A 14764-nucleotide genomic window follows, 5' to 3' on the forward strand; every position below is an offset into this window, starting at 1 on the left:
AAAATGTAGCGAGGGAGGTTCCCCTATGAAAGCGCCAGAAGGTCGTTCTGAGGCCTCTCCTATGACTCCAGGGCAGCTTCTCCAGGGCCTCCACGCCCTTTTTGCGGGAGAGGTATTCCGCCGCCTCAAAGATGACGGACCCTACCTGGTGCGTGGGGTGTTTGCTGACCGGAGCAATAAAACCTGGGGTGGCTTCTATTACGGCGACCTAAGAAACGAGTCTGGGGGGCCCACCATCCGCTTAAAGGTGCCTTTGGGTGTCCCGTTGGAGGAGGCGCGCATATACACCCTTTCTGTAACCCCTGAGCTTTCCATGAATGGAGATATGCCTCGGATGGTTTTTCGGGTGGAAGCTCTGCAAGAGGAGGGGGACCTGACCCAAGCCCGCGAGGTGCGCCTTCCAAAGCGCACCATACCCAAGCGGGACGTCCGCGCCCTTCTTCTAGAACTCCTCCGCAAGGGGGAGATGCCCTCCATCGTTCTAGTGGTGGGGGAGACCGCCATTGTGGACAAGGACGTGGAAGCCCTCCTTCAAGGGGCCCGGGGGCGCTACCGCATGGACCAAAAGCGGGTGAACCTCCTGGACCCTTGGGGGGTGGCCAAAGTCCTGAAGGATCTCGGCCAGAGCGAATACCACCTGGTGGCTCTGGTGCGGGGCGGTGGGGAGGGCCTGGAGGCCCTGGACAGCCCAGAGGTCTGGGAAGCGGTGGCCACCTGCCCAAAACCCGTGGTGGTGGCCTTGGGCCACGCGGCCAACACCCTTTGGGTGGAGACCCTGGCCGATGAAGCCTTCCCTACGCCTTCCGCTTTTGGGAGCTTCTTGGGCGAGGTGGTGAAGATGGTAGAACGGGAGATGCGGGAGGCTAAGGAAAAGGCCACCCTGGCTGACTTGCTCCACAAGGCCCAAGACGAGAACAGAGCTCTTAGGCAAGAGGCAGACCGCCTCAAGGAGCAGCTGAGAAAGCTGGAAGGCGAGCCCGGAGTCCTATTCCAGGAGGTGGCCCGTTTGCGGCAGGCTCTCGGAGTGTGGCGTGCGGTCGCCCTAGGGGCTCTCCTCTTGACAGCTTTACTGCTGCTGAGTAGACTCCTTTGACATAAGGAGAACAAAAACTATGCAGGATACCTCTATTTCCACCGCACAGGAGGCCGGTGGCGAGATCTCGTTCAGGGATCGGGTGTTTCAGGAGGTTTTGCACTTATTGGGCCAAGGGGAGATGTCCAAGGTGGATTTCAAGCGAGAACCCACCGACATCGCCAAATTGGCCAAGGAGATTGCAGCGATCGCCAACACCGACGACCCCCAGGCCACTTACTACCAGGATTCGGACCTTCGCGACTTTGGTTTTGTCATCGTCGGGGCGGTGAACGGGGATATCACAGGCTACGACGACTGGAGAGAACACAACTGCCCACCAGAAGAGGAGGAAAAGGTCAAGGATTGCCTTATTCAGAGGCTCCAAAACTACATCTACCCCCTGCCTAACCTAGGTTTGTACCGCTTTGAACGCGAAGGCAAACCCTTCTGGGTTATTCTCATTTACCCTAGCTACGAACAGCCTCATGTAATGCTTAAAGACGGTCCTGATGTGCAAAAACACGCTGTTTATGTTCGTAAAGTCTCTACAAGCCAGCTCGCGGGGGCAGAAGATTACGCCAGATTTTTGCGCAAGGCTGTTAAAGGTGCGGTGGAGCCCTTGGAAAGCGAGCTCGCGGATCTTAAGAGGCGCTTCGAGGCCCTCGAGGGGTCCTGGAGCATTCTCCAAAAGCTTTTGATGCAGAAGGGACTAGAGAGCCTCTTTGCGGGCGAAGCCCCTTCTTCTGCGGAAATCCAGGGTGGTCTGTCCCATTTGGCGTTAAGTCCAGGAGGTTCCTTGGAGGAAGTCGCCCGGTCCATGCGTTTGTTCAAGATGGATCCCGTAGAAGAAGCCCTATTCCGTGAGGTGGCCCGTTTGCGGGAAGGGCTAACCAATCTGCCCTGGCATCTCTCTGGGGATCCAGGCGAATGGTGGCAGGTTCTCAAGCAGGTGGAAGAGCTGACCCAACCCCTTCTCCGGGGCCTTGGGGAGCTCATCGTTGCGGACCGCGAGGACAAGTACGCTCTCCTGGTGCAGCGGGCTTTGGAGAGCTTGGGTCGGGCTGCTATACCGCCTTACTTTGTTACCTCGTGGAGTCCTTCTGCTGAAGCCTTACGACTCCATCCCCTGCTCCTTTCGGTGCACCACTTGGGGATGCTGGCCCACTTCCATCGGAGGGCAGCGTACTTGAAGCTGATCTTGGATCTCGCTTTCCAGACAAGGGTGGAGCAGAATCCTAGGAATGTCCTGCCCTGGTTGAGAGATTACTTTTACACGCACACCTACGCATTCTTCGAGGCAAAATACGCAAGCTGGTGCGATCCCTTGGGGTGGCACCTCTATAACTTGCTCTTCGTGGATCCTGCCCTTACGTGGATTCACCTGCCTCCAGCGGTCAGAGAAGAGGCTGCACAGTACGCTTCTCCCTCCAGCCCGAGCGGTGCCTTGGCGATCTACATGGAAGGTGAGTTTGTCCTGGGCTTGCTTGCCCTGAAACCTCAGTTGGGAGCCCAAAGGGTACGTCCCCTCTACGGTCTTTACGCCTATGTTTTGCCCCTAGAGCGGATTAAATCCATAGAGTCCCTGCTGGCCAGACCCCCCGAGCACCTCTGCCAAATTCTCGATCTTTCTGGAAAGACCTTTGAGCCTTACTTGCGCGCATTGGCCGAAAACCTGGGTGGGTCTGCAAAGTGCTTTTCTGGGGCGAGTTATTTTAAAGGCCTTGCGGATCAGGCGGCCTCGGGCACTTTAGGGTCTTGTCCTCCTACCCCTCCCACCCCCTGAGCATCAAGCTCCGCATCCCCGTCCAGTAGGCCACCTTCTCCCTGGGGTAGCCTGCCTTCAGGTAGTTGCGTATGGCCCGCCACCTCAAGCGGTGGGCCAGGTCCGTGCGCCGCCCCTCCCGGGGCCCGTACCCGGCGAAGAGGGTGAGCTCCTTCATGAGCCACTTGGCCCCCTCCAGGTCCAGGGGCCGCCCCTTGGCCTTGCGGGCGCTCGGGTTCAGGAGGAGGTTGGGGTAGGGGAGGGGCTGGTGGCTCGCCAGGTAGTCCCGCAAGGGGAGCCACCCCTCCAGCACCTCCTGGGCCAGGGGGGTGAGGGGCACCTCCCTTAGCCTTTCCCCCCGCACCAACAACGTCTTCCCCTGGAGGTCGTCCTTCCACAGGCCCACCGCCTCCTTCAGGGTGAGGCCCACCTCCCCCAGGAGGACCAGGAGGACCTTGAGGAGGGGCCGCCAGTGGGCGGGGGTGTACTCGTCTACCCGCTTCCAGAGGGCCTGCCACTCCTCCTCGGAGAGGGGGGAGGGGTCGTGGACCAGGGGCCCCAACCTGGGGGGATACTCCACGTGGGGGGGCAGGGGATGCCCCGCCCAGTCCAGGAAGGGCCAGAGGTGGCGCAGGGCCCTTCGGGCCCGCTCCACGGTGAGCCAGGCCAAGGGCCCCCGGGGCCCCCCGGGGAAGCCCCGGTCCTTGGCCTCCAGCAAAAAGGCCCGCAAGTCCCCGGCTTCCAGATGGGGCCACCTGCGCCCCTGAAGGGCCAGCCAGCGGACGAAGCGGCCCACCACCTCGGGGACCAGGCGGTCGGGCTTCTTGCGGTGGCGGACCAGGTAGGCCCACACCGCCTCCTCCAGGACCCGCTCGTCCCAGCGCTCCAGGGCCTCGCCCACGATCTTCTTCCTCTCCTCCGGGTAGTCCCAGGGTTCCAGGGCCAGCCCCAAATTCTCCGACATCTTCTCTCCCATCTTACCCCCAACCCCGCCCCCGCACCAGGGGGTACGGGGCCGCACCTCCTCGCTGTGCTTCCTCCTTCCCTCCTTCTCCCCACCCCTTTCCCATCCCCACACCGCTCCCCACGCCACTCCTCGCACCTTGAAGGGAAAAGGGGGCCTTTTCCCTGTGCTTGGTGGTGGGGTGGTGGGTTGGGGGAGTTGCCCAAAAAAGTAAAGGAGGAAAAAGAAGAGTATCCTCAGCGCACCACCAGGACCAGGCCCCGGGCTGGGGCCACGGCCTCCGCCTCCCCCCGGGGCTCCCAGGGGTCCAGGAGGCCGTTGGCGTTCCCGTCCAGGAAGGCCAGGAGGCGGTAGGGGCCGGGGGTGGCCCTAAGGCGGAAGGCCCCGCCCTCCCCCGGCAGGACGGCCCGCAGGCAGGGGCCCTCGGGGGGGCAGGCCTCCAAGACCACCCGGCCTTCCCTTCCCCCCACCCGCACGGGCACCTCCGCCTGGGCCTGCCCCGCCTCGAGGCCCACCCGGTAGGTCCCGCCCCCCAGCCCCAAGGCGGCCCGCACCCGCAGGACCGCCCGCCCCTGGGCGGGGTTGGGGGCCAGGTGGGCGGCGAGCCCGGGGTCGGGCAGGACCGCCACCCGGACGGGGGTGGGGGAGAGGACCTCCACCCCCACCTGCCCCTCCTCCCCGGGCAGGAGCTCCAGGCCGCCTTCCACCCGCAGGACCGCCCCCTCCCCCTCCAGGGCGGCCAGGGCCTCGTCCGCCCGCAGGAGCCTGCCCTCCGGGGTGGCCTCCGCCCCCAGGAGGAGGGCGGCCTCGAGGGCGGATGGCCCCAGGTCAGGCCGAAGGGCGAGGAGGAGGGCCGCCGCCCCCGCCACGTGGGGGGCCGCCTGGCTCGTCCCCTGGAGGAGGCGGTAGGCGAAGCCGGAGGCCCAGGTGGGCCCCAGGACCAGGGCCTCGTTCCCCAGGGCCCCGTTCCCCCCCGGGGCCAGGAGGGGCGCCCCCCGGTTGCTGTAGGGGGCAAGCCTCCTATCGGGGCCCACCGCCCCCACCGCCAAGACACCACGGCAGTTCGCTGGGAAGTAGTCCCGGTGGTCCCGGCCCTGGTTCCCCGCCGCCGCCACCACCAAGACCCCCCGGGCCCGCACCTCGTCCAGGGCCTGCTGGAGGGCAGGACTGCAGGGACCTTCCCCCGCCAGGGAAAGGTTCACCACCCGCACCGGGTGGGGGTTGGGGGGAAGGCCCGCCACGGGGATCCCCGCCGCCCAGCGCAGGGCCAGGATCAGGTCGCTCTCCCTGCCTGTGCCCTCGGGGGTGAGGAGGCGGATGGGGAGGACCTGGGCCTGGGAGGCCCCCGCCATGCCCACCCCCTGCCAGGGGGCGGCCAGGATCCCGGCCACGTGGCTGCCGTGGAAGTTCTGCAAGGGGCTTCCCGTGGGGGGCTCTTCGGGGTCCGTGTCCCCCTCCAGGAGGTCCAGGCCGGGGAGGAGGGCCCCCTGCAGGTCGGGGTGGCCCTGGAGGACCCCGGTGTCCGGCACCGCCACCGCTACCCCCACCCCCGTGGCCTGGGTCCAAGCCTCGGGAAAGCGGGCGAGGCGGAGGTTCCACTGCCTGGGGAAGAGGGGCTCGGCCACCCCTTGGGCCCGCACGGGCCGGTCGGGGAAGACGGGGGAGGCCCCCTGGGGGGAGAGCCCCTCCGTCCGGTACCATCCCCCGCCCAAGGGCCGCCCCGAGCACCCCGTGGGGCAGAAGCGGATCTGGCCCAGGGAAGCCCCGGCTCCTTGGGGTAGAAGCCCGGGGGCCTGCCCCACGTAGACCATCCCTTCCAGGAAGGCCTCCAAAGGGGGCCTAGCCTCCACCCGCAGGCGGAATGGGGCCTCCCGCCTGAGCCCCCCGCCCTCCGCCACCACCCGGGCCTCGTGGTCCCCGGGAGGGGCCTCCAGGAGGAGCTCCACCTGGGCCCGCCCTGAGGCCAGGCCCACCCGGAGGGGTGGGGGTGGGGAGGGCAGGCCCTCCACCCGGAGGAGGACCTCCCGCACCCTGCGGGCCTCCAGGGCCACGGGGAGCCTGGCCGCCTCCCCCTCCCGGGCCGCCACCTCCCCCTGGGGAAGGGCGAGCCGGAGGGTGGGGGCCCCCTCCAGGCCGCACCCCGAGAAGAGGAGGAGGCTAAAAAGGAGGCTCCTCAGGCTCCTCCCCACCCCAAGCCTCCCAGGCCAGCTCGGCGAAGCGGTCGGCCAGGGCGTGGTAGGCCTCCTCGAGGGTGGCCCACTCCCCCAGGGCCTCCACCTCCCCGTCCGGTCGCCGCCAGTACCCCCGGATGGGCCCCACCCTGGGCTCCACCAGGTAGAGGAGCCCGATCTCCTCCCCCTCGTACACCACCCGTTTGCGCTCCCCGTGCCATCCCAGGATCATAGGCTCACCTTACCGCTCCCAAAGCCGCCGCCAGGTGGCCCCAGACCACGGCCACCACCTCGGGGCTTTCCACCACCACGTACCCCCCGCCCTTGGGCCCCACAAAAAACCTGCCATCCGCCAGGAGGAACCACCCGGAAAGGGGCGTCCCCCCCAGGCGGTGGACCCTGGCCCCCTGGGCCCAACGGGGCGGGGCCTCCCGCCCCAGGACCAGGGTGAGGCGCTTCCCCTTCAGGGCCTCCCCCAAGGAGGCGGGGGGCAGACCCACCACCCGCACCTCCTGGGTGCGGTTCACCAGGAACCAGTAAAGCTCCCGCTCAGAAAGCTCCCGCACCTGGGGTATGCCTTGGGCCAGGGCGGAGGAGAGGAGGGCCAGGGCAAGGGCTAAAAGCCTCACGCCGCCTCCCCGAAGCGGGCCAAAGCCTCCTCCCCTTCCGCCTCCAAAGAGACCTCCTCCCCCTCGAGGCGGTACGCCCGCCACCCCAAAAGGGGCAGGCGCACCAGGAAGCGCCGCCCCGAGGGGTCCATGCACACCTCCGTGGCGTCTTCCAAAAGGCGGTAAAACTCCTTTTGCTTCATCAGCGCACCTCCTCCTCCCGGCGAGAAGCGTCCGCCACATAGCGGGTGGCCAGGTTCACCACCAGGGCCACCTTGCTGCTCACCGGGCCGTCAAAGGTCAGCCAAAGCCAGCGGTCCGGGGTGCTGTACCCCGGGGCAAAGAGGTAGGGCTTCTGCCCAGCCCACACCAGGGGTAAGCCCAGGATCACCCGGGCCAGCTCCGGGCTGTCCCGCTCCCCGCCCACCGCCACCACCCGGAAGAGGTTGGGGTCGTTGAGGGCTTTGAGCTTGTCCCCTAGCCTCCTCGCCGTGCCGCTGTCCGTGACCACGTAAGCCCGGGTGATCCGCATGCCTCCGGGGGGGCAGGTGTAGATGGGCACGCCTCCATAGCTGATGTTCTGGCAGGTGCCACCCCGGGCCGCCAGGATCAGGTAGTCCACCAGGGCCTCCACCCCGGCTCCCGAACCCACAATCATGATGTCCCCCCGGTTGAACCCCTGGAGGACCTCGCCCCAAGAGGCCGGGTAGAGCATGTCGTCCGGGAAGCCGCACATTTTCAAGGTCACGCACAGCACGCACTTGGTGGTCTTGTAAACCCCCCGGAAGACCAGGCTGGGCTGGGAGAAGTCCAAGCGAGTCAGGGCCGAAGGATCACAGGACAACACCGCTCCCACCCGCTGGAGGTTGTTGCTGATCCCGCCCCAGTCCAGCCCCGCAAGCCAGTCAAACTGGGCCAGGGCGGGGCTTAGGGCCACCGCCAAGGTGAGAAAAAACCGCTTCACGCTTCACCTCCCGATGAGGGGCCGGTAGAGGAGGGAGAGGTCCGGCCCTATCCCCCCCAGGTCCCCGAGAACCTTGTAGGGGCTCCCCTTGACCCCGGGCACCTCGTACCCCTCGGGCACGCTCACCCAGCGCCAGTGGGTCCGCTCCCCCACGAAGGGCAGGGTGTAGGGAGGCACCCCCAAGGGCTGGGCGGGGCCTTCCAGGGGGAGGGAGGGGTAGGCCAGAACGCAAGGGGGGCAGTATTCCACCCGGACGTCAATGGTGATGGGCACGTGCCAGTAGACGATGAGCCGGGAAAGCTGGCCCCAGGCAAAGCTTGCCCAGTTGCTCAGGTTGACCTGGGAAAGGTCTACGTTGCGCATGTCGGGAATGTTGGTCACCTCCAGCAGGTTCATGGCCTGGAAGAAGGTGGTGTACCCGAAGGCCTCGTGGACGGGAAGGGAGGCCGGGGGGAACCACCGCTTGGCCTCCTCAAACTTCCAAAGGCCCGGGGACTCCTTCGTCCCCTTGATGGGCTCGTTCTGGGGGCTTCCCCCCGTGAGCCCGGTGAGGTCGTTCCCCATCCGCACCGCCCCGTCCACGGTCATGAGGGCGCGAGCAGCGCACCCCGCCAGGTCGTCCATGCTCCCCGTGCACCCCTTGAGGACCGGGATCCCCTGGGTGAGGGTGCGCAAGGGGGCTTCCACCAAGCGGATCACCCCCTGCTTCAGGGTGTCCGCAATCCCCGGGATCCCGTAGAAGGCCTTGGAGTCGAAGAGGGTGCGAACCGAGCGGTAGAAGTGCACATAGAGGTAGACCTTCTCCAGCTCGCTGCCCGTGCGGTCGATGAGCCTCCGGTAGGTGTCCCAAAGGGTCTGCACCTGGTTCCAGAGGACCTGAGGGTCCCGGGGAACGAGCTCCGTGTAGACGGGGGCCACCACCGCACCCCCGTTCAGGAGGTGCCCCTGCCAGGGCACGGGAAGGTACACCCTGGGGGCCCCCAGGCTCCGGTAGTCCGTAAGCCCCAGGGAGCCCAGGAAGGACGCCGGATCGGAGGGCCTGGGCTTTAGGAGGATCTCCGCCACCTCCCGCAGGTACTCGGGGTAGTACCGCTCCATGGCCCTCTTCATGGCCCGCTCCACCCGGGCGTTCGCCTCCCCCTCGTTGAACCAGAGGGGCTTGCTGGGGTAGCCCGGGGTGCGGAAAATCTCCGTCCCCTGGATGAGGACCTTGAAGCCAGGGATATACATGATGGGCAGGAAGCTCATCCCCAGGTCGTCGCAGAAGTCGTCCCGGGGGATCTGGGGCACGGGGAGGTAGCGGTCCAGGCCGTGAAGCCCGGCGGAGGCCATGCCCCCTGGGTCAAAGGGGGTGAGCTTGCCCAGGAAGGCGGTGTCCACCGCCTCCGAGGGGATGTTGAGCCGGAAGGGGGGCAGGGGAGGGTCCAGGTCCGGCCCCTTGAGCCCCACGGCGCAGTAGGCGAACCAGAAGGCGGGGTTGTTGAGCTCGGTGATGACCCGCCAGTAGTAGCGCTCCTCAAACCGCTGCCAGGCCCGCCGCAGGTCCCGGGCCACCTCCCGGGTGGCCTCGAGGCTGGACATGGGCAGGCGGAACTCGTGGGCCTGGGCGGTGGGGTCTTGGGGGTTTTGCTGGTACGCCCGCAGGCGGTCCTTCCGCAGGACCTCCACGTAGGGCCACCGCCCCTTGAGAACCTGTTCCAGGCGGTAGTCGGGGGCAGAGAGGAGGTACTTGGTCCAGTCCGGGTACTGGGGCCCCGAAGAGGCCAGGGCCAGACCCAAAAGAGGAAGGATAAGCGCCCGCTTCTTCATCTCCTCACCTCCCCTTCTCCCGGCACCAGTCGGAAAGGCGCTTGTACCAGGTGCCCGCCTCGGGCCGCTGGGCCACCACCCCTCCGTAGGGGTTGCGGTCGGGGAGGAGGCTGCGGGTGATGTAGGTCACGTAGGGGTCCCCCTCGGCGGCCTCGATCTCCCGGCCCGTGGGCAGAAGGTAGCCCTCCATCCCGGGGATCCGGTAGCGCCTGCCCTCCGCCGTCACGAAGCCCCCGGGCTCCACCGGGCGGTCGTTGTCCGTGGCCCCTCGCCAGGTCGTCTGCCAGCGGGAGAGGTACCAGTAAGCCTGCCAGGAGGTGATGCGGTAAAACCACCCCTGCACCTGGATGGTGTAGGTGTAAAGCCAGCGGCCAAAAATCGCCCCTTGACTTTCCCACCGCCGCTCCACCGTGGCCGTGCCCCGGACCCGGTTGCTCCCGTCCCACACCTCGCAGGTGATGGGGTAGTTGGAGGTGTAGGTCCAAAGGAAGCGACCGCAACGATCCCTTACGAGTCCGTTATCCCACCACAGGGTGAAGTTTTCCCACCCCTGGCCGAAGTTCCCTCCGAACGAGTATTCCCAGGGAGCTGTGGTCTGGTCGGTGTAGCGAAGGGTTTGAGGGTTTTCCCGGTCTATCTCCCATGACCCGGAAGCCATGACGTACGCGTACCCCCGGTTCTGCCCCTGGGCATCGGTGGCCGGTTGCGCCATGGTCCAGCTCGTGGGAGCGGGATTGGGCAAGCTGAGCCGCACCTCCTCGTTCCCGTTGCCCAGGTCAAAGGTGTCCCGCCCGTTCCAGTCCCCCCCATAGGTCCGGTAGCCCACGTACCCCACCCCGCCCAAGGTGGTCTCCTTGAACTCCACCCTCGCCCGCAGGTTGCCCTGGGAGATCTGCCCCCACACCCGGGCCCGGGCTTCGGGAAGCCCCTCTGCGGTGGGAACAAGGGCGGTGCTGAAGCTCACGCTGTCCGTCTCCTGCCACGAGGGGCGGTCCACCAAGTGGGGCCCCGCCATCACCGCCCCCCTCTGCGTGGCCCCCTGGGGCGGCCAGATCACCGCCAGGGCCTCGTTCCGGCCTAGGGCGGCCCGGGGGAGGACGTGGAAGCGGGCGTCGTTCCGGTAGGAGGTGGCGCAATAGGAGGAAGCCGTCCCCTCCGGCACCACGAAGCGCTCCTGCCCCCCGTTTTGCCCCCGGAACTCCCGGGCCAGGGTCAGGGTCCAGGGGGACACCTCGGGCACGAAGAACCAAATCTCGCTCCCCGGAGCCTGCCTGCGGTAGAACTGGCGCAAGGTGGCCAGGGAGTCGATGAGGGTCTTCTGGGCCAGGTCCCGGTCCTGGGGAGAAAGCCCCGCGAGGATCGTCCCCCCAGAAGGGGGCTCGTACCCCTCCATCCCCGGGTAGCGGTAGCGCTCTGGGCTTCCCCCGGGGGGCCTGGCCGTAAGCCACCCGCCCCGCTCCAGGGGCACGGGGTTGTCGGGGGAAGCCTGCCAGGTCCTCGTCCCGGAAAGGGGCCAGACGGCGTAGTCCACCTGGTGGTACTGGGGCCGCCCCTGGGCGTCCAGGAGGGTGTTCACCCCCGCCCTTCCCCGCAGGCGGTTCTGGGCGTCCAGGAGGTCAAAGGCCGCCTGGGTGTAGGTTCCCCCAGGAGTGTAGCCGGAAAGCCGGAAGGTGCCGCAGTCCGGCGCGCACAGGTAGAGCTGGCCGTTCCACCCCAAGGACTGGTAGGTGGTGCCCTGCGTGGGGTTGCCCCCCACCTCCACCAAGAACTCCACCCGCACCCGGTAGCCCTGCCGGGCGTCCCCCTCCAGGGTGCCCCGCACCTCCGAGGGGGGACGGGGGCCGGAGAGGAGCCCCACCTGGGCCAGGGCCAGGCCAAGGAACAGGGGAAGCGCCAAGCCTCGCGTCATCTCCTCCCTCCGTCCATCAAGAGCAAGCGGGAAAACCCAAATCCCAAAAGGACCAGTCCCACCCCAAACCAGGGGGTCCCCAAGGGCAAAAGCCCTGCCCCCACAAGGATCTCGGGAAAACGCCAGACCATCATGGGTACTGCCTCCCCCGTTGGAACATGGGGTCAATCATGAGGAGGGTTTTCAGGGTGGGGACGATGCCCGTGGGCACCTCCACCAGGGCCAGGCACCGCCTGCCCTCCTGGGTATCCTTGTAGGTCCGGCACCCCTCGAGGACCTGCCGCCTCTCCTCCTCGGGCACCCCGGGGTAGTCCTGGTCCGAGGGGTCGTAGTACCGCCGGGGGATGAGCCGGTCCAGGAGGAGGTAGTCGTGCCGCCACCCCTTCACCATGAGGAAGGTCTTGATCTCCACCTTGGGGCCGATGTCCGCCCCCCGGCTGTTTTGGGCCCCGAAGCAGAAGGTGATGAGCCCCCCGCAGAGCCTTCCTGTGTAGAGGAGGCCCGTGAGGACGCTGGGCACGTCGGTGAGGATCTTGATCTCCCCGGCAGGGTCCGCCCGCCGGCAGATCCCCAGCCAGTTGCAGTCGTAGAAGTAGCCCTGGGCCACCCGGGCCAGGTTGGAGCGCACGGGCTCGGGGATCTCCTTGGCGTAGGCGTAGGCCTGCATGGAGGCCGTGGCCCGCCGGTGGTCCTCCAGGAGGCGCTGGGCAAAGGCCTGAAGGGCCTGGTCGTAGGAAAGGCCCTGCTCCCAGGACTGGTAGGCGAAGACCTGCTGGCTCTGGGACACCACCCGGCTCTGGACCATCCAGTAGCGGCTATTGGGAAGCTCCTGGCAGTTTCCGGGGGCGTTGTAGCTGGGGAAAACCCGGTAGCTGGTGGTGTAGTCGTACTCTACCCACCCGCTCCCGTCCCAGTAGCGGTCCCGGCACCGGAAGCTCGCCCACTGCTCCCGCCAGTAGACCAGGGCCTCAGCCACGAAGGTGTGCTGCCCGTTGTCCTCGTAGCTAAGGGGCCGGGTGGTGGCCGAAACCTGGGGACACCCCTGCACCGGGTTCTGAGGAGTGAGGAGGGGGGTGTACCCGCTCGTGGGCACGTCCCGGGTGGCCAGTTGCCCCCCCTGCCAGCGCACCCGCACCCAGGCGGTGGCCTCCGGGTGGGAGGTGGTGGCCTGGAGGCTCAGGCTCCCCGGGCTCGTGAGGGGACTGGGGGAGACGGTTAAGTAGAGGGAAGGCGGGTAAAAGGGAAGCTCCGGGTAGTCGGGAGGGGTGTACCGCACCTGGCAGGTCTGGGCCAGGGCCAGGGCCCAGAGGGGCAATAGTGGCAACATAATGCGGCGCATATAGCCGCATTATAGCAATGCAAGATGCAACTATGGACAACGAAGGCGCATCCGGAGTTCCTGTAGAGGGCCTTTTGGAAGCCTCCTCGCCCCTTGCTCCCACACCCTCAGCCAGCGGCAGGCATCTTCCTGACGGAGATGGGATCCCTGCACCAGGTACTCCACCACGTAGAGAGCTCCGTGCACATCGAGGCCTTCCCCCTCTGCCGCCGTCCGTAAACGCCTATCACCCGTAAGGAGGACGAGGTCTTGGGCTTTCGCCAACACCAGGCAAGAGGCGTCAGCTAGACTCAGGCCTTCGTACCGCCGGTGGGCCTCGAGGATCTGGTCCTCGTGCGCCCCCGTTGCCAAAACCACCACAGGGGAGAGGGCCTCGAGGGTCCCCGCTTCCGCACCCTCCGCCACCTCCTCCCACACCAGGTCGGGGACGTGGATCCGCCCCAAGCGGGGGAGAAGGGAAAGCCCCCCCACTTTCTCCAGGTCGATGAGCAGGGTGGCGTCGGCCAGGAAACCCGCCTTCAAGCGGGAACCTCCTGGAGCCAGGCCGACGCCCTGCGGTCCGCCTCCCGCAAGGGGAGTTCCAGAACCTCCGCTGCCCGGGAAAGGGTGAGCTTCCCCTGGGCCAGGGCGGCAAAGACCAGGCGTTCCAGGCGGGAGGGTGTGGACGGCCGCTCCAGGGGCTCGGGCTCTCCCTGCTCCCCGTACCTCCGGTCCAGGGCTCGCTTCTGAGCAAAAGCCCTATCCTTGGGCAGGATCCCCACCTGGGCCGCCCGCACCAGGACCGTGCGCATGGAGACCCCGTAGCGCCGCTTCAGGTGGCGCAAGACCCCCTCGGGGAGGTAGGAGAGCCCTGCGTAGGGCCTAAGCTCCTCCAGGACCACCTGCCGGGGCAGGAGGACAGCCCCCGCCAGGTAGTCTGCGGCCCGCTCCTTGGCGTCCCGCTCCGGGGCCTTCCGCCCGTACTCCCCGCGGTGGAGGATCAGGTGGGCCAGCTCGTGCAGGGCGGTGAAGTACTGCCGCTCCACGGGCATCCCCCGGTGGAGGAAGACCACCCCGCCCAGGTCCTCCGCGTAGGCGGAAAGGCCCGAGACTCCCTCGGGCAGGTCCAGAAGGAAGACCTTGAGGCCCTTGTCCTCCAGGAGGGCGATGGGGTCCCCCAGGGGACCGTCTCCCGCCCCCAGGTCCCGGCGCACCTCCAGGGCCAGAGCCTCCAGGCGTTCGCGGTCTTCCTTTCCCTTGGGGTCGAGGTGAGGAAAAGGCCGGGCCTCGGGAAGCCAGCCCGAGAGGTCCAGGAGCCGCTCCACCTCCCGGTAGGCCCGGGCCCGGGCAGCCAGAGCCTGCAGCTCGCCTTCCCCCAAGGCCTCCCCGGGCTCGGCCCGGAAGAGGAGGGGGAGGGAAGAGGCCTCTTCCCCAAGGAGGGCTTCCACGGGCACCCCCAGGACCCGGGCCAGGCGCACCGCCTGGAGGAGGCTTGGGGCAGCCTTGCCCGCCTCCCAGGCGTGCACCGCCTGGCGAGAGACCCCGAGGAGACGGGCCAGGTCTTCCTGGGTGAGGTTGCGGGCTTGGCGTAGGGGCTTCAGGGCTACCATAGCTCCATAAGAGGTGGGCAAAAGCTTTTCTTATACTAGCCCAAAGGGGCAAAAAATGTAAAGCTCACTTGACACCTCTCAGGATCTCCCCCGCCCGCTCCAGGCGCTCCAAAAGCTCCTCCCTACGCCTGAGTAGCGCCCTGTAGCGGGCGAGCCGCTCCCGAAACTCCCGGGGCCGGGCAAAGCCCTCGGGGGGCTGCCACCCCTTGCCCAGGTACTGCCAGCGCCACTTTCCCTCTTTTTTCACCCGAAGGTAGGGGTAAGGGCCGTGGGGGCAGCGCCTGCAGGACTTGCCGCAGGGCACCCGGCGCCAGTAGACAGGGAGGGGGGAAAGGGCGGCTATGGCCTGGCGCTCTTCCTCCAGGAGGGCCTCGAGGTGGGCGAGCTCCTCCAGGAGGCGGGCGAGGAGGTCGGGCAAGGGGGTCATCTTAGAGAAAAGAGGGGGTGTGGGGGAGCTATAATCCCCCGGTTTGCAAGATACGGGCTCTGCCCGTGACCAAACCGGGGATACATGGACTCCCCCACGTGCCCCTTTGGGGCACACAGCATGGTGGGCGGTCATTTTGTGGTATCA

Annotated in this window: 14 protein-coding genes; 2 read left to right on the forward strand and 12 right to left on the reverse strand. The window is 67.2% G+C overall.

Annotated features, from left to right (window positions below; all coding sequences use genetic code 11):
- Positions 1–325: 325 nt before the first annotated feature.
- Both TNMX_RS09255 and TNMX_RS09260 read left to right on the forward strand, forming a co-directional pair.
- Positions 326–1093 (forward strand): exodeoxyribonuclease VII large subunit, encoded by a 768-nt coding sequence (locus tag TNMX_RS09255; protein ID WP_236630313.1) that lies wholly within the window; start codon positions 326–328, stop codon positions 1091–1093.
- 19 nt (positions 1094–1112) lie between these two features.
- Positions 1113–2858, forward strand: a complete 1746-nt coding sequence (locus TNMX_RS09260) for a helix-turn-helix domain-containing protein (RefSeq protein ID WP_038031507.1) — start codon at positions 1113–1115, stop codon at positions 2856–2858.
- Here TNMX_RS09260 and TNMX_RS09265 read toward each other — a convergent pair.
- The 12 genes from TNMX_RS09265 to TNMX_RS09320 all read right to left on the reverse strand — a co-directional run bounded on the left by TNMX_RS09265 (position 2839) and on the right by TNMX_RS09320 (position 14617).
- Positions 2839–3813 carry a recombinase XerD gene (locus TNMX_RS09265; protein WP_038031528.1) on the reverse strand — a complete coding sequence of 325 codons (975 nt, stop codon included), beginning with the start codon at positions 3811–3813 and terminating at the stop codon, positions 2839–2841. The two genes, TNMX_RS09260 and TNMX_RS09265, sit on opposite strands and share 20 nt — an antisense overlap.
- A gap of 224 nt (positions 3814–4037) precedes the next feature.
- Positions 4038–5990 (reverse strand): S8 family serine peptidase, encoded by a 1953-nt coding sequence (locus TNMX_RS13560; RefSeq protein WP_305807351.1) that lies wholly within the window; start codon positions 5988–5990, stop codon positions 4038–4040.
- Positions 5959–6204: a hypothetical protein gene (locus tag TNMX_RS09275; RefSeq protein ID WP_038031510.1), complete on the reverse strand. Its 246-nt coding sequence runs from the start codon at positions 6202–6204 to the stop codon at positions 5959–5961. The genes TNMX_RS13560 and TNMX_RS09275 overlap by 32 nt, the downstream gene beginning before the upstream one ends.
- Positions 6205–6208: 4 nt before the next feature.
- The gene (locus TNMX_RS09280) at positions 6209–6601 is read right to left on the reverse strand and encodes a Beta-galactosidase C-terminal domain (RefSeq protein ID WP_038031512.1); all 393 of its coding nucleotides are present in this window, start codon (positions 6599–6601) and stop codon (positions 6209–6211) included.
- Positions 6598–6783 (reverse strand): hypothetical protein, encoded by a 186-nt coding sequence (locus TNMX_RS09285; protein ID WP_038031514.1) that lies wholly within the window; start codon positions 6781–6783, stop codon positions 6598–6600. Before TNMX_RS09285 ends, TNMX_RS09280 begins: the two co-directional genes overlap by 4 nt.
- Positions 6783–7544 (reverse strand): hypothetical protein, encoded by a 762-nt coding sequence (locus TNMX_RS09290; RefSeq protein ID WP_038031516.1) that lies wholly within the window; start codon positions 7542–7544, stop codon positions 6783–6785. The genes TNMX_RS09285 and TNMX_RS09290 overlap by 1 nt, the downstream gene beginning before the upstream one ends.
- 3 nt (positions 7545–7547) lie before the next feature.
- Complete coding sequence (locus tag TNMX_RS09295) at positions 7548–9353, reverse strand: hypothetical protein (protein ID WP_038031518.1); 1806 nt, start codon at positions 9351–9353, stop codon at positions 7548–7550.
- Between the two features lie 4 nt (positions 9354–9357).
- Positions 9358–11262 carry a hypothetical protein gene (locus tag TNMX_RS09300; protein WP_038031520.1) on the reverse strand — a complete coding sequence of 635 codons (1905 nt, stop codon included), beginning with the start codon at positions 11260–11262 and terminating at the stop codon, positions 9358–9360.
- 130 nt (positions 11263–11392) lie between these two features.
- A complete protein-coding gene (locus tag TNMX_RS09305; RefSeq protein ID WP_038031522.1) occupies positions 11393–12601 on the reverse strand; it encodes a hypothetical protein in 1209 nt (402 codons plus the stop codon).
- 30 nt (positions 12602–12631) lie between these two features.
- Complete coding sequence (locus TNMX_RS12410; RefSeq protein WP_052037969.1) at positions 12632–13123, reverse strand: PIN domain-containing protein; 492 nt, start codon at positions 13121–13123, stop codon at positions 12632–12634.
- Positions 13120–14190 carry an ImmA/IrrE family metallo-endopeptidase gene (locus tag TNMX_RS09315; protein WP_038031523.1) on the reverse strand — a complete coding sequence of 357 codons (1071 nt, stop codon included), beginning with the start codon at positions 14188–14190 and terminating at the stop codon, positions 13120–13122. The genes TNMX_RS12410 and TNMX_RS09315 overlap by 4 nt, the downstream gene beginning before the upstream one ends.
- Positions 14191–14254: 64 nt before the next feature.
- On the reverse strand, positions 14255–14617 hold the full coding sequence (locus TNMX_RS09320) for a hypothetical protein (RefSeq protein WP_038031526.1): 363 nt from the start codon (positions 14615–14617) through the stop codon (positions 14255–14257).
- Between the last annotated feature and the right edge of the window lie 147 nt (positions 14618–14764).

Origin of the sequence: Thermus sp. NMX2.A1 (assembly GCF_000511705.1) — a bacterium.
In the GTDB taxonomy this organism is placed as follows: domain Bacteria; phylum Deinococcota; class Deinococci; order Deinococcales; family Thermaceae; genus Thermus; species Thermus scotoductus.